This window comes from Rhizobium indigoferae (assembly GCF_034554815.1).
GTDB classification, from domain to species: domain Bacteria; phylum Pseudomonadota; class Alphaproteobacteria; order Rhizobiales; family Rhizobiaceae; genus Rhizobium; species Rhizobium leguminosarum.
In genome coordinates this window covers 2,180,430-2,200,420 of record NZ_CP140635.1, presented here as the reverse complement: position 1 = coordinate 2,200,420, position 19,991 = coordinate 2,180,430, and the positions used below count along the sequence as shown (strand labels likewise).

Annotated in this window: 15 protein-coding genes, 2 pseudogenes and 1 riboswitch; of the genes and pseudogenes, 7 read left to right on the top strand and 10 right to left on the bottom strand. The window is 60.3% G+C overall.

Annotated features, from left to right (window positions below):
- Positions 1–197 precede the first annotated feature (197 nt).
- Together U5G49_RS11195 and U5G49_RS11190 are read right to left on the bottom strand one after the other, a co-directional pair.
- Positions 198–1,929, bottom strand: a pseudogene (locus U5G49_RS11195) (pilus assembly protein TadG-related protein).
- A gap of 1 nt (position 1,930) precedes the next feature.
- Positions 1,931–2,353, bottom strand: coding sequence for a TadE/TadG family type IV pilus assembly protein (locus U5G49_RS11190; RefSeq protein WP_018242263.1), 423 nt, complete (start codon positions 2,351–2,353; stop codon positions 1,931–1,933).
- Between the two features lie 367 nt (positions 2,354–2,720).
- On the opposite strand from U5G49_RS11190, the gene U5G49_RS11185 reads away from it, so the two are divergent.
- Positions 2,721–3,119, top strand: coding sequence for a GFA family protein (locus U5G49_RS11185; RefSeq protein ID WP_113542094.1), 399 nt, complete (start codon positions 2,721–2,723; stop codon positions 3,117–3,119).
- A 93-nt stretch (positions 3,120–3,212) separates the two neighbouring features.
- Here the strand turns inward: U5G49_RS11185 and U5G49_RS11180 are convergent, their stop codons facing one another.
- Complete coding sequence (locus tag U5G49_RS11180) at positions 3,213–3,743, bottom strand: DUF1003 domain-containing protein (protein ID WP_047621464.1); 531 nt, start codon at positions 3,741–3,743, stop codon at positions 3,213–3,215.
- A gap of 192 nt (positions 3,744–3,935) precedes the next feature.
- On the opposite strand from U5G49_RS11180, the gene U5G49_RS11175 reads away from it, so the two are divergent.
- Positions 3,936–5,615: an NAD+ synthase gene (locus U5G49_RS11175; protein ID WP_193442457.1), complete on the top strand. Its 1,680-nt coding sequence runs from the start codon at positions 3,936–3,938 to the stop codon at positions 5,613–5,615.
- Between the two features lie 25 nt (positions 5,616–5,640).
- The gene (locus tag U5G49_RS11170; RefSeq protein ID WP_047621332.1) at positions 5,641–6,468 is read left to right on the top strand and encodes a TolB family protein; all 828 of its coding nucleotides are present in this window, start codon (positions 5,641–5,643) and stop codon (positions 6,466–6,468) included.
- Here U5G49_RS11170 and U5G49_RS11165 read toward each other — a convergent pair.
- From U5G49_RS11165 to U5G49_RS11150, 4 genes are all read right to left on the bottom strand, one after another.
- Positions 6,465–7,520: a 3-deoxy-7-phosphoheptulonate synthase gene (locus U5G49_RS11165; RefSeq protein WP_028733020.1), complete on the bottom strand. Its 1,056-nt coding sequence runs from the start codon at positions 7,518–7,520 to the stop codon at positions 6,465–6,467. The genes U5G49_RS11170 and U5G49_RS11165 overlap by 4 nt on opposite strands.
- A gap of 399 nt (positions 7,521–7,919) precedes the next feature.
- A complete protein-coding gene (locus U5G49_RS11160; RefSeq protein ID WP_047621330.1) occupies positions 7,920–8,501 on the bottom strand; it encodes a hypothetical protein in 582 nt (193 codons plus the stop codon).
- 60 nt (positions 8,502–8,561) lie between these two features.
- A complete protein-coding gene (locus U5G49_RS11155) occupies positions 8,562–10,436 on the bottom strand; it encodes a HAMP domain-containing methyl-accepting chemotaxis protein (protein ID WP_193442454.1) in 1,875 nt (624 codons plus the stop codon).
- A 269-nt stretch (positions 10,437–10,705) separates the two neighbouring features.
- A complete protein-coding gene (locus tag U5G49_RS11150; RefSeq protein ID WP_018242255.1) occupies positions 10,706–12,109 on the bottom strand; it encodes an MFS transporter in 1,404 nt (467 codons plus the stop codon).
- A 174-nt stretch (positions 12,110–12,283) separates the two neighbouring features.
- A riboswitch (cobalamin riboswitch) is annotated at positions 12,284–12,471 on the top strand.
- Positions 12,472–12,513: 42 nt separating this feature from the next.
- Here U5G49_RS11150 and bluB point away from each other — a divergent pair.
- On the top strand, positions 12,514–13,200 hold the full coding sequence (gene bluB, locus U5G49_RS11145; protein WP_193442452.1) for a 5,6-dimethylbenzimidazole synthase: 687 nt from the start codon (positions 12,514–12,516) through the stop codon (positions 13,198–13,200).
- Positions 13,197–13,874 (top strand): annotated as a pseudogene (locus tag U5G49_RS11140) (molybdopterin-dependent oxidoreductase); the annotation flags it as partial. The gene bluB and the pseudogene U5G49_RS11140, both read left to right, overlap by 4 nt.
- 109 nt (positions 13,875–13,983) lie before the next feature.
- Here U5G49_RS11140 and U5G49_RS11135 read toward each other — a convergent pair.
- Together U5G49_RS11135 and U5G49_RS11130 are read right to left on the bottom strand one after the other, a co-directional pair.
- On the bottom strand, positions 13,984–15,168 hold the full coding sequence (locus U5G49_RS11135) for a phosphatase PAP2 family protein (protein ID WP_018242252.1): 1,185 nt from the start codon (positions 15,166–15,168) through the stop codon (positions 13,984–13,986).
- A 531-nt stretch (positions 15,169–15,699) separates the two neighbouring features.
- Positions 15,700–16,542 (bottom strand): PhzF family phenazine biosynthesis protein, encoded by an 843-nt coding sequence (locus tag U5G49_RS11130; protein ID WP_193442450.1) that lies wholly within the window; start codon positions 16,540–16,542, stop codon positions 15,700–15,702.
- A 313-nt stretch (positions 16,543–16,855) separates the two neighbouring features.
- On the opposite strand from U5G49_RS11130, the gene U5G49_RS11125 reads away from it, so the two are divergent.
- The gene (locus U5G49_RS11125; RefSeq protein ID WP_193442447.1) at positions 16,856–17,602 is read left to right on the top strand and encodes an SDR family NAD(P)-dependent oxidoreductase; all 747 of its coding nucleotides are present in this window, start codon (positions 16,856–16,858) and stop codon (positions 17,600–17,602) included.
- A gap of 117 nt (positions 17,603–17,719) precedes the next feature.
- Here U5G49_RS11125 and U5G49_RS11120 read toward each other — a convergent pair whose 3' ends face one another.
- Positions 17,720–18,817, bottom strand: a complete 1,098-nt coding sequence (locus U5G49_RS11120) for a DUF2865 domain-containing protein (protein WP_047621324.1) — start codon at positions 18,815–18,817, stop codon at positions 17,720–17,722.
- 495 nt (positions 18,818–19,312) lie between these two features.
- On the opposite strand from U5G49_RS11120, the gene U5G49_RS11115 reads away from it, so the two are divergent.
- A complete protein-coding gene (locus U5G49_RS11115; protein ID WP_193442445.1) occupies positions 19,313–19,846 on the top strand; it encodes a ribonuclease H family protein in 534 nt (177 codons plus the stop codon).
- Positions 19,847–19,991 lie beyond the last annotated feature (145 nt).

The following is a 19,991-nucleotide window of genomic DNA, read 5'->3' as shown; positions in this document are numbered from 1 at the left end:
TGTCCTTGTGGGGGATGTTTCCTTTCTGTTTGGACAGGTTCGCTCTCATGTCAGTCTCCTGAGGTTGATTGAACCCTCAGTATCGCCGACAACCGCCGCCGATTCAATGCAGCGATGGGACGAGGTTGGCGGGTGTTGTCGACAGGCAACAGATTCCCGCTGCAATTTTCGACAAGGTACGGGCGATGGAAGGGGTCTTATTGCACCAGCACCGATTGCCGGCAGCGTACGTCAGTGACGCGCACGTCGGCTTCGCCGACCTTGATGCCGAGCAGCGTCAGGAGGTTGAAGAGCAGCTCGTCGAGCGGCTTGGTCAACCCCGTGAGTGTATCGGCGACGGCGCTTTGCACCACTGTTTTCGATAGGCCGATGCCGAGGCCGAGAATACTGACCTGACGGTCTCCTTCACCAGCGACGCCATGGCAGAGGTCAGCGTGTCCTTGGTCGAAACGTTCTTGATGGTCTTTGCCGCGATGTCGGCCGGCTGGAAGGTCAGCTTGGTCTTGCTGAGATTGGTCAGGTTGACATGGGCGAGTCCGGAGACGCTGAGCAGCGGCGCGTTCATCATCGTGGCGCGGCTGACACGCGGCGCGCTGCCGAAATTGACGAAGGCGTTGGGATCGACGTCGCCGAGGGACAGTTCCGCGACGCCGGGCACGACATCGACGCCGACGCTGGCGTTTCTGGCGCCGCCGCCAAGACAGGAGATGCTCGCAAGCTTGGCCTCGGCATGGGCGACTTCGAGATAAAGGGGCACGCGCACCTTCAGCCCGGCAAGCGAATTGGCGCCGAGCGCCGAAACATCGAGAGCCAGGCGCACCTGTGCGGTGCGGACGGTGGCGCCGGTGGCGCCGATCCCGCTCGAAGCGGCGCCCTTCGGCATCTCGCCGATCGCAAGCGTCAGCTTGACCGTGGCAAGTCCAGGCACGGAGCCGTTGAGATTGGCTGCGACCTGCTTCTCCTGGTTTGCCGCAACGGCTGCCGCCGAAACAATATCCATCACGCTCGCCTCGGCCGAGAGGTGAGAACCGCTGCCGATGAGGCGCTCGCCGGCGGGCCGAGGTTGAAGAGATCCTCGAGCCTGATCTTGACCTGCGATGTGCCGGGCGCCTTTTCGATCGCGTCGAGCGCCTTGGTGACGGTGAGTGTCAGGCCGCCAGTCTTGCCGAGCGTTTTCAGCAGGCGCGGATAGGAGATGTCGGTTGCCAGCAGCTCGTCATAGGTGCCGGCGGTGAGGTTGAGATCGGTCGCCAGCATATCGAGGAAGGGGAGCAGCTTGATATCGGCTGAGGTGAGCGCCTCGTAATCGGCGACCTTCAGCGAGAGACTGGTGCCGAGCAGGCTGCCGAGCAGCGTGTTCAGCACGCCGCCATTGAGGCTTGCCAGCCGCGAGCCGATCGAGAAGGCAGCGAGTTTGGAGGCCGAGGCGGTGCCGACCGCCCTGAGGTTGGGAGCGGCGGCGAAGGCGGTGGCGAAGATCAGCTCCGCCTTCTGGGTGATGCCGACCTTGACGGCGTCATAGGGCTGGATGCCGGCGGCAAAACGGCTGCCGAGCGGCACCGAGGCATCGGCGAGATAGGTGCCGGGAGTGAATTCGGCGACGGCGTCGAATTGCTTGAGATCAGCCGTTGCCGGCAGCGAGCCCGTCTTCGTCGCATAACCCGTGTTGGTGCGGACGGCGATGTTGAGGCCGTTCTGGTCGAAATTGGCGACGAGGTTGTCGGCGGCGTCGTTGATGTCGGCGGCGGCGACGATGGCGCCGATATCGCTCAGCTGCTGCAGGCGGCGCTGCTGCAGCGTCATCATGCCGTAATCGACGCCCAAGCCGAGCGAATAGAGGATGAGCGGGGCTGAGATCGCTGCCATGATGGCGATATTGCCTGATGCATCGGTGGCGAAGCGACTCAGGCGGGCCCTGAACATCGGCATCTCACAGGCCCCCCATCCGGATGGTCGCGAAGCGCCGGATCATGTGGTCGGGCAGGGGAAAGGTGTAGAGGTTCCAGATCGGCAGATTGACGGTGTCATATTCCGCCGTCACGGTGAACTGGTTGGCATTGCCGGGGTCGGTGGTAACGGTGACATGCAGCTTGCTCTTTTCGAGCAGCGGATGGTCGATGGTCGACTGGCTGATGAAATCATTGACCAGCTGCGATCGCTCCTGGCTGGTCATGCCAGCAACGGCGGTGCGCGCGGCATCGGCGGTCAGCTGCTGCACTGCATGGGATGCGCTCAGATAGATGCCGTAGGCGATCATCGTCAGTACCACGAGAAGGAAGAGCGGCGCGACGATGGCGAATTCGATTGCTGCGGCGCCACGTTCGTTCGAAGGGAAACGTTGGAAAATTCTCATTTTTCACCTCGCAGGCTGACCGTGCAGAGTATCGATCAACGGTTGTGACTCTAGAGCCGCGGAGGTTAATTTTTGATTATCTAATAAACGTTTTGGATGTATTAGATTATTATGAAATGCCTTTGTTTTGTTAGAAAAATAGCATTTTATTGAGGAATTTTCCTTATGATACAACCTGCGGTGTGTTTCCGTGTTGGCTGGGGATGTGCGCGCATAAGGAAATGCTACTTCCTGCTCCGCGCCGAAGTGTTGGCGTGATTGGCACAGGGCCGGCGGCCTTCAAGATTCCTGATGGTTCGTTCAGGGAAATGGATTTGACGCCGGAGCAGATCGGCGGCAACGTTCCCTTGGAAACAGCGGGGCGACGATGACCGAACAGCATACAGGCGGCTGCCTTTGCGGCGCCGTGCGATTTTCAAGTACGGCAAAGCCCGGGCCTGTCGTCGGCTGCCATTGCTCGCAATGCCGCCGGCAGACGGGACTTTATTATGCCGCGGTCAACGTAGCCCGCGCGGCTCTTTCGGTGGAAGGCACTGAGGCGGTCCGCTGGTACCGGTCGAGCGAGGAGGCGCAGCGCGGCTTCTGCTCGAATTGCGGCTCCGCGCTGTTCTGGCAGGCGGACGGATCGGCGGAGATTTCGGTCATGGCTGGCGCCTTCGACACACCGAGCGGCCTTGCCTTCGGCCATCATATCTACTGCGCCGACAAGGGCGATTTCTACGAGATATCGGACGGCTTGCCGCAATATGCGGTGAATCCGACTTAGAGGGCGTCGCATCGGATTCATGCGACGCCCTTTAAGTCTTTATTTGATGCACGTCGTTATCCCCCACCGCTGCACACTTTTGGGCGACATGCATTAGCCCTTGGCGGCGAGCGCGGCACTGAGGCGGGCCACGTCCTCGCGTAGCCCCGTCAGCTCGGTCAGTACATGCATGTCGATCTTCTGATGCAGGGAGAGCACTTCGAGCTCGGCCTTGAGATTGACCTCATAATCCTTGGCGGCTTCGAAGCGGTCGCGCTCGGCCTGGCGGTTCTGCGACATCATGATGATCGGCGCCTGGATGGCGGCGAGCATCGACAGGATCAGGTTCAGGAAGACGAAGGGATAGGGGTCGAAGGCGCCGCTCACCAGAATGATGGTGTTGATCACCGTCCAGGCGACGAGGAAAACAAAAAAGGCGATGATGAAGGACCAGGAGCCGCCGATGCGGGCGATGCTGTCGGCGATGCGCTCGCCGAAGGAGGCGTCGGCTGAGAAGGCGGCGTTGACGTCGGTCGAGATGACCTTGCGTTCGTGCGCTTTCGCCAGCACGCGCTTTTCGACTTCGCCGAGCTCGTCGGCCGGCTTGTCGAAATGATGGTGCACGAAGTCCGAAAGATTAGACATTGCCTGTTTCCGATGCCAGTTGTCGATACGGTCGCTTTCGGCGCCAGTATTCCGCTCCGCTAGCAAATTGCAATGCGTATCGGTGCCGCGCTGCGCCATGCGCGATCCGTTCATAAAAATTTCGTCGTCGCGAGGTGCCGCTTTCGGCCCGAACGTGTTGCGGTCGCGAAAGGCGCAGGCTAAATAAATGACATGACACAGGAAAACGCTCTTTCTGATATCTTCCGCATCGCCATCGGCCAGCTCAACCCGACGGTCGGCGATGTCGCAGCCAATCTCGCCAAGGCGCGCGAGGCACGCGCCGATGCGAGCCGGGAGGGCGCGCATCTGCTCGTCCTGACCGAGCTTTTCATCTCCGGCTATCCGCCGGAGGACCTAGTGCTGAAGCCCGCCTTCATCCGTGCCTGCTGGAAGGCGGTCGAGAGCCTGGCTGCCGACACTGCCGATGGCGGAGCCGGCGTCATCATCGGTTTTCCCCGGCAGGACGAGACCGGGCGCTACAATTCCGTCGCCGTGCTCGACGGCGGTAAGGTGATTGCGGTGCGCGACAAGATCGACCTGCCGAATTACGGTGAGTTCGACGAGAAGCGGGTCTTCGACCAGGGTGCCATGCCGGGGCCGGTGAATTTCCGCGGCGTGCGCATCGGCATTCCGATCTGCGAGGATATCTGGGGCGATCTCGGCGTCTGCGAGACGCTGGCCGAAAGCGGGGCTGAAATCCTGCTGTCGCCGAACGGTTCGCCCTATTATCGCGGCAAGGTCGATATCCGCCATCAGGTGGTGCTGAAGCAGGTGATCGAGACCGGGCTGCCGCTGATCTATGCCGCCCAGCTCGGTGGCCAGGATGAACTCGTCTTCGACGGCGCGAGCTTCGCCTTCAATGCCGACAAGTCGCTCGCCTTCCAGATGAGCCAGTTCGAAACCGCGCTGGCGGTGACGACATGGAAGCGCGGCGACAGCGGCTGGCACTGTGCCGAAGGGCCGATGGCGCATATTCCAGAGCGCGAGGAAGCCGATTACCGCGCCTGCCTGCTGGGCTTCCGCGACTACGTCAACAAGAACGGCTTCAAAACCGTCGTGCTCGGCCTTTCCGGCGGCATCGACTCGGCGATCTGCGCCGCGATCGCCGTCGATGCACTTGGCGATGAGCGGGTGCGCACCGTCATGCTGCCTTACCGCTACACCTCCGAGGATTCGCTGAAGGACGCGGCCGATTGCGCCAAGGCGCTCGGCTGCCGTTACGATATCGTGCCGATCGAACAGCCGGTGACGGGTTTCAGCAGCGCGCTCGCCAGCCTTTTCGAAGGCACGGACAGTGGCATTACCGAAGAGAACCTGCAAAGCCGGGCGCGGGGCGTCATCCTGATGGCAATCTCTAACAAGTTCGGCTCGATGGTGGTGACGACGGGCAACAAGTCGGAGATGTCGGTCGGCTACGCCACGCTCTACGGCGACATGAACGGCGGCTTCAACCCGATTAAGGATCTCTATAAGATGCAGGTCTATGCGCTTTCCCGCTGGCGCAACGAAAACGTACCGCCGGGTGCGCTAGGGCCGTCGGGCGAGGTGATCCCGCAGAATATCATCGACAAGGCGCCTTCGGCCGAGCTTCGTCCCGACCAGAAGGACCAGGATTCGCTGCCGCCCTATCCCGTTCTCGACGATATTCTCGAATGCCTGGTGGAGAAGGAAATGGCGGTCGAGGAGATCGTCGCGCGCGGCCATGATGTTGCGACCGTCCACCGGGTCGAGCATCTGCTCTATCTCGCCGAATACAAGCGCCGGCAATCGGCGCCGGGGGTAAAGATCACCAAGAAGAATTTCGGTCGCGACCGGCGCTATCCCATCACCAATCGGTTCCGGGACCGCTGAGACCATAGAAATATCGGGAGGAAACATGCGCAGCTCGGTCGAGATCTACAACGTCAGGACGGGCAGGGCCCACGAGGTCTGGCAGACGGAGAAACTGGTCGAGGCGCCAAATTTCTCGCCCGATGGTTCCTACCTGCTCTTGAACGGCGACGGGTTGCTCTACCGGTTGCCGCTCGATGGCGGCGAGGTGGTCAAGGTCGATACCGGCTTTGCCGTCAACTGCAACAATGATCACGGCATTTCGCCCGACGGGACGAAGATTGTCATCTCCGACAAGACCGAATTCGGCAAGTCGGCGATCTATACCTTGCCGATCGAAGGCGGCACGCCGCGGCTTGTCACTCAGAACCTGCCGTCCTACTGGCATGGCTGGTCGCCGGATGGGCGCCAGCTTGCCTATTGCGGCATCCGCGACGACGTCTTCGATATCTACACCATCTCCGTCGACGGCGGTGCCGAGACGCGGCTGACGCATGGCGAAGGCCGCAATGACGGGCCGGATTATTCCGCCGACGGGCAATGGATCTATTTCAATTCCAGCCGCACCGGGCTGATGCAGATCTGGCGCATCCACCCCGACGGCACCGGGCTCGAGCAGGTGACCTCCGACAATCAGGGCAACTGGTTCGCTCATCCGTCGCCTTCGAATGACAAGGTGTTGATCCTCTCCTACGACCCCTCGGTTTTCGACCATCCGCGCGATCTCGACGTGCGGCTGCGGCTGATGGACATGGACGGCGGCAATCTGAAGACGCTGTTCGAGCTCTTCGGGGGGCAGGGCACAATCAACGTGCCCTGCTGGTCTCCTGATGGCGAAGAATTCGCCTATGTCCGCTATTTTCCGGCTGACTAGGTCCGGCGCCGCTCGCGGGCTGATTTTCCCAGATCTTCCAGCACCGCGACCGACATATCCCAGTCGATGCAGCCATCGGTGATGGACTGGCCATAGACCAGCGGCTTGCCGGGAACGAGGTCCTGGCGGCCGGCGACGAGGTTGCTTTCGATCATCATGCCCTTGATGTCGCTGTTGCCGGCGGCAATCTGCGCGGCCACGGATTTGACGACGAGCGGCTGGTTCATCGGATCCTTGCCGCTGTTGGCATGGCTGGCATCGATGAGGATGCGCGGGGCGACACTGAGCTTGATGGCTTCGCCGGTGACCGCTTCGACATCGGCCGCTTCATAGTTCGGCCGCTTGCCGCCGCGTAAGATTATGTGGCAGTCGTCATTGCCAGTCGTCGAGGCAATTGCTGCCTGGCCGTCCTTGGTGACGGCCGGGAAGTGATGCGGCTGCGAGGCTGCGAGGATGGCATCCAGCGCGACGCGAACGCCGCCATCGGTGCCGTTCTTGAAGCCGATCGGGCAGGAAAGGCCGGAGGCAAGCTGACGATGGACCTGGCTTTCGGTCGTGCGCGCGCCGATCGCACCCCAACTGACGAGATCGGCAATATATTGCGGCGTGATCGTGTCGAGGAATTCGACGCCGGCCGGAAGGCCCATCGCATTGATATCGAGCAGCAGGCGTCTCGCAATCCTCAACCCTTCCTCGATGCGGTAGCTGCCGTCGAGATGCGGGTCGTTCATCAGGCCCTTCCAGCCGACGGTCGTGCGAGGCTTTTCGAAATAGACGCGCATGACAATCTCGAGATCGTCGGCGAAGCGGCGTCGCTGTTCCTCCAGCCGTGCGGCATATTCCCGAGCCGCAACGGGGTCATGGATGGAGCAGGGGCCGATGACGACGATCAGGCGATCGTCTTCGCCCTGGAGGATCTTATGGATCGCATCACGGTTGCTGGTCACGGTGTCCGTGACAGTAGCATTGCGGTGAATTTCCGCGATGATATCGGCAGGTTTGGTGAGTGGGGTGATCTCGACGATACGCAGATCATCAATGGTATCAGACACGGTATGGCTCCTGTTTGGTCATACCGTGCGGAACAAAAAAGCCGCCAGGTAGACTAGCGGCTGTTCGGGTTGTCGTCGCGTCGAATTCAGTTACGCATGGACCCGCATCCGCTGAGAGCAGCGGTACCAATAAAATCCCAAGGCGTTGATTGATGTGATCGACATGGGGCGTATGTAGCGCCACGCCTGCGTGATGTCACGTAGAATTTTCTGTCTGAAAATCCAGCGCTCCGGGGGACGGCAACGGCTTCTGCGGAGGGACACCCCGGCGAGGCAAGAAGCGCGTCGCACTCGATCTCGTGCATGCGACGCGCTCTAAGCTTTGTTTAAACCTGTCGCTCTAAAGATGCTCTCGGGCGACGGTCATTCGCACTGTTCTAGAAAACGCAGTTCCTGAGATCACAGGGCGTCGACGTTCACGCCGACGGTGATGGCGCCGATCGGCGTTCCCGCGTCGTCTGATATCGTGACGCTTGCCTGCGACTGGAGCGTCTGGGTCGATTCATCCTTTTCGATCTCATCGACGAAGACGGCGTCCTTGCCGGCTCCGAAGGACTTCTGGAACTTGCCCTCATCGCCCTGCCAGTAATCGGATGTGGTGTCGCTTTGACCGACATTCAGCCCCTTTGCGTCCATGACGAAGATCTCGGTGATCTTGCCGCCAGAAGCTTCCTTCTTGCCCTGAAGGAATTTCGACAGCGCATTGTTGAGCACGCCGTCGATCATGGCGTGGTCGGAGCCATCGACTTCGGCACGCCACTTCTTGTCGAGGGCGTCGATATCGGCAGCGCTGAGATTGGCGTTGGCAGCATTCTGCGCCTTGACGGCCTCGATGATGGCAGGGTCGTTCAGCCAGGGCTTTACGTCGCTCGTCACGTAGTCGGAGATCGGGGCAAGCTTGGCATCCTGTGCCAGGGATACGCCCATCGGCATGGCAAATGCGGTGCAGGCCAAAAGAAATGCGGGCACGAGTTTCTTCATAACTGTTTCCTTCCTGATTATAGGTTGTTGAGAACTAAGGCTTATCGGGCGAAGACGACGTCAGAACTCCTCCCAGGCCCCGGGAGCAGCGGCAACGGCGGCATTTCCTGCATGCCGCTGCACGAAGGCTCTCGGCTCGGGACGAGATTGGCGGGTGGGTTGAACGGCTTTGGGCTGGCTTGCCGCAGACGCGCCGACGATGAACCTGCCGGCCGAGTCCTGCAGCAGGCGTCCTTGCGACAGCAGTTCGTGGCAGGCTGCGTTGGTTTCCTCGACCATTGCCGCGTTCTGCTGTGTCGTCTGATCCATCTGGTTGATCGCGCTGTTGATTTCCTGCAGGCCCGTCGCCTGTTCGCGATAGGATTGGACGATGGAAGCGATGCTGTCGCTGATGCGGTTGATCTGCTCCTCAATCTTCAGGAGGGCATCGCCGGTCTGGTTCACCAGCCCGACGCCCGCAGCAACTTCGTCGCCCGACACATTGATCAGGTTCTTGATTTCCTTGGCTGCATTTGCAGACCGCTGGGCGAGCTCACGCACTTCCTGCGCGACAACCGCAAAACCCTTGCCGGCTTCGCCGGCGCGCGCCGCCTCGACGCCGGCGTTCAGCGCAAGCAGGTTCGTCTGGAAGGCGATTTCGTCGATGACGCCAATAATGCGGCCGATCTGGCTCGACGAGGTTTGAATCCGGTCCATCGCCCCGATCGCATCACGCACCACCGTCGCCGAGACATGGGCGCTCCGCTTTGTCTCCTCGACCAACTGCCCGGCATTTTCAGCCCGTTGCGACGATGTTCTGACCGTCGTGGTCACCTCATCCAGTGCGGCGGCGGTCTGTTCCAATGCTGCTGCCTGTTGCTCGGTCCGCCTGGCGAGTTGATCTGCGGAGGTCGCCAGCTCGCTCGAGCCGGTTTCAACCGCCACGGAAGCGGTCTTGATCTCTGTCAGAGCGGCCGCGACCGCATCGACCATGTTGTTGAAATCCTGCCGCAATTTATCGAATTCGGGACCGACATCGGCCAGGTGTATCGAGAAGTCGCCGGCGGCAAGGCCTTCCAATGCATTTGCGAGAGCGTTCATGACCAGCCGTTGCGTGTTGCTGGCCTCGTCGGTCAACAATGCGTTGCGCGCCCGTTCGGCGTCGAGCGAAGCACTCTGCTCGGCAGCGGCTTGCTCTCTCTCGACCTTCGCAATCGCCTCGTGACGGAAAACTTCCAATGCTCGCGCCAGAAAGCCGATCTCGTCGCCATTTTCCCTGTAGGTGACGGGAGAGACCAGATCGCCTTTCTGCAACGCGCTAATTCGTTCGCTGATCACCCTGATGGGCCGGCCGACCAGGCTGCGCATGGCGAGAAGGAAGGCAACGACGGCCATGGCGGTGATCGCGGACTGCGTGAGCAACGAAATGAGAACTTTCTGCCTGACTTCGGAAGCGATTTTTTCGACAGACCAGTTCGTGACGATGTAGCCGGTGGCCTTGCCTGCCTTATCCAGCGGAAGCGGCGCGATGATCGTGACCACGCCGGCGGATGTTCCGCTATCATCGACAGTCGTCTTTTCCGGTTTCGCGCTGAGACGCTTCGCCAGATCGGCGGGTGCAGGCAAACCGTTGATGCCGTCGCGTGTCCACGTATCGACTGATGCCGGTTCCGCGTTGAATGCGGCAAACTGTACAAGATCGAGCGAGGGGTCGTCGCGGTAGAGCGAATAAGCCTCGCGAACGGCGTTCGCCTTCCCCCATTTCACGCCGCCGGCGGCCAGAGATGCAAACTGCTCCGCATCCTTGGACCAGTTCGCCTTGGCGCCATCGATCAACGCCCGGGTTTCGTACATCCAGGTATAGGTGGCGAAAGCGGAAATGCCGCAGAGGTTTACGGCAACGATAATCGCCGCCAGCTTGGCTGTCAGAGGCATCGTTTTCAAAAATTGGAACATTCCGCGGCGGCCTAGAATTGCGGCTCAGTCGGACATGTTCCCGACTGGCGTATCAATACGGGCATCGACGCTGACGGTCGCATCACGAGCGCTCATGCCCATGTCCAGATAGCAACCCAAAACGCGCAAACGCAGTGTGTATTTGATGTGTGAATAAATCATAAAGTAGAAAGGCATGCGGGGCACACGCGCGCCATTCGCCTTGCCTCCCCCTGCGCCGAGCCTTGCGAACCGGTGGGCGCAGGAATGCTTCCGTGGCGTCAGGGAGATCAGCTATTTTCAGCCACGGCCTCTTCGGGTTCGGCGTGCCGGCGCTTGCGGCCGCGCGCCGTCAGTTCAGCGCCGGCATCTTGGGGCAGGCGCAGGAAGGTGATGCAGGCCAGCGCCGAAATCGCCGAGACGCTGAAGAAGGCGATGTGGAAATCCGAGACCAGCAGCCTGCCGTCGTGGAAGCTGCTGGAAATTTCGAGGATGCCGCCGGCGATCGCCACACCCATCGCCATGGAGATACGCTGGGCAACGGCATTGATTGCGGTTGCCTGGCTGCTGTCGGCATCATCGACATCGCCGAAGGCCATGGCGTTGACGCCCGAGAAAGCCATGGAGCGGAACAGGCCGCCGATCAGCAGGCAGGCCATGATCAGGAACAGTGGCGTTTCGGCGGTGAAAAGGCCGTTGATGCCGAGGAAGATCGCCGCCAGCAAGGTGGTGAGCGAGATCACCGTGCGGAAGCCGAAGGCGTTGAAGGTGCGCGAGGCGGCGAATTTCGAACCCATGGAGCCGAGCGCGCTGACGAAGGTGACCGAGCCCGATTGCAGCGGCGTCAAGCCGAAGCCGAGCTGGAGCATCAGCGGCATCAGGAAAGGCAGGGCGCCAAGTCCCATGCGGAAATTCGAGGCGCCGAGGATCGCCGCCCGAAACATCGGGTAGCGGAACATCTTCGGATCGAGAAGCGGATAGGGCACGCGGCGGGCATGCAGGAGGTAGAGGAGGCCGGCAAGGATGCCGATCGCAACCGTGACATAACCGTAGATAACGGGCACGGCCGGCAGGCTGATCACCGACAGGCCGAAGACGAAGCCGGAGAAGCCTAGGCCGCAAAGGAAGAAGCCGGGGAAGTCCATCGGCCGCAGAGTGCGCGGCTCGACCGCCGGCAGGAAACGGGTGACGAGGATGATGCCGAGCACGCCGATCGGGACGTTGATCCAGAAGATCCAGTGCCAGGTGAGGTAGGTGGTGAGGAAGCCGCCGATCGGCGGACCCATGATCGGACCGATCAAAGCTGGAATTGTAAGCCAGGCCATGGCATCGACGAGTTCGTGACGCGGCGTTCCCCGGACCAGCAGCAGGCGGCTGACCGGCGTCATCATCGAGCCGCCGGCGCCCTGGATCAGGCGTGAGATGACGAAGGCCGTGATCGAATTGGAAAAGGCGCAGGCGATCGAGCCGATCATGAAAACGAAGATCGCCATGCGGAAGATGTTGCGTGCGCCGAAACGATCGGACATCCAGCCGCTGATCGGGATGAAGATCGCCAGCGCCACGAGATAGCTGGTGACGGCGAGCTTCAGCGCGATCGGCGAGGTGCCGATATCAGCTGCGATCGCCGGTAGGCTGGTGGCGATCACGGTCGAATCCATCTGTTCCATGAACAGGGCGACCGCAAGGATCATGGGCGTGAGGCGGGGCACGGGCAACCAAAGTGCAAAGAGAAAAAGTGCGGCGCCATGGGCGTCGGTCAGGATCGGTTTGTTTCTAAGGCAGCGATGCGCCTCTGTCCATGAAGTCGATGTCGCATGCAACGTGTCTGCGGTATGAGGGCCGGCTTGCCGCCGCCGCGCTTTCCTGAAATAGATGCGCCGTCAGGTGCCCGCCGTCCAGGCGGGAGAATCGGGAATCCGGTGCAAAGCCGGAACGTGCCCAACGCTGTAAGGCCGACGCTTGCCGCTTCATCACGCCACTGGCTTCTCGCCGGGAAGGCTGCGGCAGACGGATGACGCCGAGTCAGAAGACCGGCCTGGCTAGATAGACCGATCCGCGCGGACGGCGGGGCGGTTGCGTTGTTGGGGATTTGACGATGCGACCCTTTGATGAGGATGCCCTTTCAGCGGCGTCCGGTTTTTCCTTGGCCGAACGCGAGGCCGTCTATCATGCGATCATGACGCGGCGCGACGTTCGCAGCCAGTTCCTGCCCGATCCCTTGCCGGATGACCTTGTGCAGCGGCTGCTGACGGCTGCCCATCATGCACCCTCCGTCGGCTTTATGCAGCCGTGGAATTTCATTCTGGTGAAAAGCGCAACCGTGCGGGCGCGCGTCCGGGATGCTTTTGGGAGGGCCAACGAGGAGGCGGCGCTGATGTTCGAAGGTGAACGACGGCAGGCCTACCGCTCGCTCAAGCTCGAAGGCATTGTCGAGGCGCCGCTCGGCATATGCGTGACCTGCGATCCTACCCGCAGCGGCAGCGTCGTGCTGGGGCGCACGCACAATCCCAGGATGGATAGCTATTCCACAGTCTGCGCCATCCAGAATCTCTGGCTTGCGGCGCGGGCGGAAGGGGTCGGGATCGGCTGGGTCAGCATCTTTCATGAAGGCGACCTGAAGAGCATTCTCGGCATACCCCAGCATATCGAGGTGGTCGCCTGGCTCTGTGCCGGTTTCGTCGACCGGCTCTATGACGAGCCGGAACTGTCCGTCAAAGGCTGGCGGCAGCGGCTGCCGCTCGAGGAACTCGTCTTCCATGATGGATGGGGACTGAACACCTAGAGGTCGTCTTCTTCGGCACCGACAAAGGCGAGGTCACGATTCGCGACATCAAGATGCAACAGAACTTCGCTCGCAGCATGTCGCTCGCAGACACGATGAACCCCGACAATCTGCTCTGCTACGAAATGAACGGGGCGACCCTGCCTGCCCCCAACGGTTTCCCGCTGCGGCTGATAACTCCGGGCTGGTACGGGATCGCCAACGTCAAGTGGCTGAAGGGCATCGAGGTTCGCGACACCCGCTTCATGAGCCTGCTGATGGGCCGCGACTATGTCACCATCCGGGAAGAAGAGCACAACGGCGAGACCGTGCGGGCCGAGACCTCGGTCGGCCGGGCCTTGCTGAAATCCGCGCCCGCCAAGGTCACGCGCAACGACTCGGGTCACCGGGTCGTCGGCGCAGCCTGGGGTGCACCGATCGACCGGGTCGAACTGAAAATTGATCAAGGGCCCTGGATGCCGGCAGTCATCGATCACAGCGAGGAGGCCGAATACGCCTGGAAGATTTGGTCACTGGATTGGCCAAATCCCTCGCCTGGAGAACACACGGTGACCTCGCGCGCGATCAGTACCGCAGGGCAAATTCAACCGGCGATGGACGATCCCTTGATCGCCAAAAAGCACACATACTGGGAAAGCAATGGCCAGGTGACGCGCCGCATCCGCATCGTTTGAGAAACGTTGCTGCCTCGCACGTCGGCTGCTGAGTGAACGGAACGTTCCACCGAGAACCCCTCGCTTAGGATTGCGACATTTCAGGAGAAAGGCGCTAGCGGCCCTTCCGCTAGTCTGCCCCGTCTTTTTTTGCCCGCTCGATGAATTTCCCGGCGACTGCTTTGCCAAGTGCGGCACCGGCCCGGTTGTCCATTTCATAGTGGATGCCGGCCCAGATGCGGGAATCGCCCGCTTCCTTGCCGACCGTTCGGATGAACTCCGCCTGGTCGGGGAACAGATAGGCAAGCACCTCGCATCGGGCAGTCGACAACGTGGAGTGATTCGACGGATAACTGGGATGGGCCGGCACTGCGAACAGGGGAGTGATGCTCGGGTCAAGCATGTTGGGCCGCAGGTACCAATAAGCGTATTTCCCGTCGTTGCTTGCGATGTAGGCGTCGTAATAGACCGTTGCGAGCATCGCGTAAGCCCGTGCGGCGCGCGGCGGGTTCGAATCCGTCTTGTCCTCGAACATCCACTTGCTGGCATAGTCATACCAGTCGGTGAACAGGCCGGATGGACTTTGCCAGTAGAACGCCTTGTAGCTGTTGGGGAATTTTCGCTCAAACTGGCGGACTGCATCCGTCTCGGCCTTCACGGCCGCAGACTTGCAGTCGGGCGGAGTCGGTGGCCTGAATTCATCGGCTGTCTCGAGCAGGATCGGCTTCCAGTTTGGCATGGTTGCATTGGCGGGTTTGTCTCCGACCCACATGCACGGCCCGGTCGGCACAGTGCCGGTCCAGACGGCATCGGAGCCGTCGGCCTTTGCCCGCGCAATCACTTGCTCTGCCACGCGTCGCCCCAGTTCCAGGCCGGCGGATGAATCGCTTGGGAACTGGACACCGGCAAGGACACGCGACTGTGCGGCTTCTTCGGCCATCGCCTGGAACGACGACGCCTCGTCGGGAAAGAAATAGGCAAGAACGGTCGCGGCGGCGGCGGCGGCGGCGGCGTGTTCGGATGGATAAGCGGGACTCCGAGGCGTAGGCAGCGCGGTCGGCAGTGTCGTATCCACCTCGCTCGGGCGGGGGCGATTGTAGAAGTATTTCGACTCCCAAGCCGCGATGGTGGCGTCGTAGACCGCCATCGTCAAATAGGTGTAGACGCGATGCGCATTGGGGATCGTCTGGTTTGCGAGAAGACGGTTGTTGACCAGGTCGATCCATCGATAGCCGGGCGAACCGGCGTCCCAGAATGTGATCTTGGCGGCGACCTGCGCATCGTTCTTTGCGACAAGTTCGCGGACCTGCTCCAACTCGGTTGCGGAAGTATCCGGTGGGGGCGGGACTCGGAAGTCTTTGCCCGACGTGATTACCCACGTCTTCCACATTCCAGCGTTTGGCTCTATCTGATCCGATTGGGCGAAAGCGAAGTTCCCTGACAAAAGGATTAGCGCGCAGGCCCTGCTAAAGCCGCTAAGCATTTTCGACCCCCATGGTTGATCCCCGGCCCAAAGACGGAAGGTTTTCTGTTTTGACGGCCGTCCCATTTTCTATTTTAGCCCGCTCTAATTATACCGCGAAGCGCTGCCAAGTGAAAGGATCAATGAGAGCAGGATCAAGGAGGCCGCTCTCGCCAAGATCGATCCGTATAATGGACAATCGCCTGGCCGGTTCAGGGCTGGCGACAATCTATTGGCGTTTTTAGACAAACTCTGATCCCTGCCGGAGCTAGGGACATCGCGGTGAGGGCCGCGACGTCCATGCCGACCCCACCAATTATCGAGGAACTTTCAGTAGGCAGAAAAGCGCCAATTGCAGTCATCGGCCTCAGGTCGATGACTGTCTTAGAGGATAGCTTTTCCGTTTATGCAGGTAACGACATTGCCGCCAACCCAAATATCTTCAGATTCGAGCCGGACATGTACCCGCCCTGACCTGCCCAAGACCGTCCCTTGCGCAGCGATGTATGAAGGCGGCGCGAGATTTGCGGAAATGAGCCATTTTGCCAAACCCGCATTTAGGCTACCAGTGACTGGGTCTTCGTAACCAGCGGCGGTGAAGGCGCGGACCTCGAAATCCACACCATCGACGTCCCCCAAACATGGTGCAATCAGGCCTACCCTTAGTCCGGAAATACTCTGGTAGTTCGGACGGACACGTAGGACATCGTCTCTGCTTTTCAGGAGCAAGGCCATCCAACCGGGACCGTTGTCTACCCAACTCGCATCGACTATCATCTCAGGTGACAGACTTAGACCGCTCATAACTCGTTTCATTAGATCGTTATCGATATGTCCAGTCTTGATCAAATCTGGAGCCAGAAATGAGAGGATATCGCCGTCTCTTCTGATCCCGATCAAACCCGCCTGACATTCCTGGATGACAACTGGCTGCTTTGGCTTTCCGCCCAAGGTCAGCCATGCGTGGCAGCTACCCAAAGTCGGGTGTCCGGCAAAGGGCAGCTCCTGATGCGGCGTGAAAATTCTGACGCGATAATCAGCATCCGGGACCGTCGGCTTTAGGAGGAAGGTCGTCTCGCTTAGATTGGTCCAGTTGGCAAACCTGGCCATCGTTGATGTATCAAGATCGTCCGCATCCACTACCACCGCAAGTGGATTTCCACCCATTCGCTCCGAGGAAAAAACATCAACCTGTTGAAACGATAGCTCTTTAAGATTGCTGTTCATAGCATCTCCTACTGTTCGTTCGCTAATAGCGTGCGCCAATGTCTATACACAAGGGGGCTGCAGAATGCCTTTCGGAGTAACGGATGCAGACAAAGATTTCCGCTTCGGGCATACCCGGTCTTCCAAAGCGTTCAAATTATGCCGAGCTTTTAATCCTTGATTACCGGAAATCTCGGGCTTTAGGGAATGGGCTCGGCATAGTTTCAGACTCGGGATAAATTCCTGACCTTCATATCGATACGCTGAAGGCGAAATCCCGGAATTTCCAATAGATATTCGGCTATCGGTGGCTCACTCGGAGGATAACGGCCCAATGAACATGATCGACTTGAAGGAACGGATCATCGTGATCACAGGCGGTGCGCGCGGCATCGGCTACGCTATCGCAGAGCGCGTCATCCAGTCCGGTGGCAAGGTGGCCATCTGGGACCTGAACGAAAACATGGCGAAGGACAGCGCTTCCGCTCTCGGATCTGGCACGGTCGCTTTCGGCGTCAACGTCGCAGATCCCGTATCAGTGAAAAATGCGGCGGCGGCGACCGAGGAGATTTTTGGCCGTATCGACGGCCTCGTCAATTCCGCCGGGATTACCGGTCCGGTAAAGCCCACGATCGAATACGATTTCGGTGAATGGAAAGACGTCGTCGATGTCTGCCTCACGGGAACCTTCAATTGTTGCCGGCACGTCGTTCCGGTCATGTTAAAGCGCGACTACGGGCGGATTGTGAACATCTCTTCGGTTGCGGGCAAGGAAGGAAATCCGAACATCGCCGCCTACAGCGCAGCGAAAGCTGGTGTGCTGGGCTTCACCAAGTCTCTTGGCAAGGAACTCGCAAAGACAGGAATCGCCGTGAACGCGGTAACGCCAACCACAGCAAAGACACCTATATTGGACGGGCTGACATCCGAGTTTATCGAATATATGCGCGTCCGCATTCCGCGCGACCGTTTTGTTGAACTTGGTGAAATCGCTTCGATGGTCGTCTGGCTGCTCTCCGAAGAGAACTCCTTCACGACCGCATCGACGTTCGACCTGAGCGGCGGTCGTACGACCTACTGACCATGCTCAAGCGACCCGCATTCACATCCCGCCGCACGTTCAGCTGACATCGCCGTCATCTCATGCGCCCTTGCACAACGCCGCTATGGCTCCGCCACCGCACCGTAAGCTGTTCAATCACTGCTGCTGTTGTGGCTGCGGGCCCGGCGTTGCCGGATTGGCGAGGTCGATCGAGCCCTGATCGCCGGCAAGAAACTGCGGGCCGACCTGACGGACGCGGTTCTGCGTGGGATCGTAGGGGCGCTCGGGAACGGATGGTTGCGGCGCGGCGGCTGCGGCATCCTTCGCCGGGGGATTGGTGCGGATGGTGGTGATCGAGCCCTGCTGCGGCGGTTCGCTTACCGCCTGCTTGCCGCGCATCTCCTCATAATAGGCTGTGAGATTGCAGGCGCAGGAGGATTTTTCCCCGGGCGTGCGGTTCTTGTAGGCAAAGGCATTTTTCATGGCGCTGTAGGGCGTGCCCGTCGCGACCGAGATCATGTTCGAGGCTTCGGTGCTCGTCACGTCACGATAGAACAGTTCGGTCTCGATGCCCGGGCACATCTTGGCGCAGGTCTGAGCATCGCGGCCGAAATCGACCGACGTGGCGTTCGAGCTGATCGGGAAGAAGCCGCCGTCGCAGCTGCGCACGCACATGGTGCTGACCGGCGAGAGCATCTCGGCCCGGGGCAGGCCGTAACGCGGATCGACCTCTTCGCCGCCGCCGAGCGGAATGAAGGTATCGGTGCGTAGCGCCTGTTCCTCGACGCTTGGCGCGGGGTCGGCGGCGCTGCGATCGCTCGGGGCATAGAAGTTTTCGCTGTTGCAGCCATTGCGGTCGAGAGCCGCGACCAGTTCGCGGCGCGCGTCGTCATCAGCGCCGTTCTGGTCGGCCAGTTCGTTGCGGCGGTCCTGGAGATAGTGGATATTGTCGATCATGCGCGCTTCGGACTGCGAAAGTTCGGCGCAATAATCGTCATTCTCGCCGCCGATCACCACCATGCTGCCCGAGGTGCAGCCATTGCTGCGCAGCTCGTTGCGAACCTTGCGCAGCTCGAGGTTCTGCTCGGCCATGGCGCTGGAATATTGGCGGGCTTCCGGGCCGTTGCCATTGCCGATCGATCGCGGCAAGTCGGCAAGGCGACCGTGCAGGTCCTCACAGACGGCGCTGTTTTGCGCGGCGGCAGGCGCCGCAAAGGCAAGGAGAAGGGCAAGAGACAGGTTTCGGCGTTTCACGGCGTCGTCCCGGAATGAGCAAAGAATCGATCGGTCGATTGCGGCCTCGATCACCGCGCGTTGTCTCTTAACGTGTTTCTCTTAATAAGCTTGGAGAAAATCCTAGCGCATTTTCGCGATCTTATCCAGCAAATGCGGGCGACCCATCTGTTGGGGGGAATTTGTTGTGCCGCCAAAAGCGGGACTTTCTTCTTTCAGTTTTCCGGGACTCGATTCTTCTTCTCGCTCGCCAGATCAGCTTTCATAGCTACCTCCGCCACTACCCCCCAACGAGGGATGGGGAGAATTCCGGTCGCTGCAATGCCGCTTGGCGCCGGGTAGGTTTACAGACGGTGCATTCTTTATGATACCGCACTTGCCACGCCTCGATGATGGCCAGTGCTTCGATGTTGACGCCGCCGCGGGAGGTGATCAAGACGTGGGATATGGGGGCAGGTCGCCGCAAGCCGCAGCGGTCTTGCGGTGGGCACGGCGAAGGCGAGAAGGACGGCGAAAATGTCAGGTATTTCCAACGAACTTCGCTCCCCTGCTGCGACAGTCGGGATACCCGAAGCCCAACACGGCCTCCACGTCTTCGTGGACGGTTGTCATGAACCCGGTTCCGGGCACGGGGGCTGGGCATTTGTCGCCTATCGTGATGCCGCAGAAATCGCCTCCGGCTTCGGTGGCGTCGAGGATTCCGCCAATAATTCGATGGAATTGACCGCCGTCCTCAGGGCGGCAATCTGGATCAACAGCGGAGCAAGCGGCGAGCCCGCGACTATCTGGTCCGATTCCGTCTATGCCGTCAAAGGCTGCAACAGCCGGCGACATATCTGGAAGAACAACGGCTGGAAGAAAAGCAATCCGAACGGGAATGCCCGAAGCCGAACGATCGCCAATGCGGAATTGTGGAAAGCGGTCGATCTTCAACTATCCCAGAATGGTCTGGTGACCATTGCCTGGTGCAAGGGCCATTCCGGCATTGCCGGCAACGAGCGCGCGGATGCGCTTGCGGATAAAGGGCGTCTGTCGTTACGAGGTGCCTGATATGGCATCAGGACATGTATCGGAGCGGCTTCAAGGGCCGCTCGCACCAGAGGATTTTATCCCAGGCCCCGGCCTGATATCTGCTGCATATCAACCGGCTGCAGATGCTCGGGACAAGCCCGAGCATGACGAAAGGGTGGCCGAC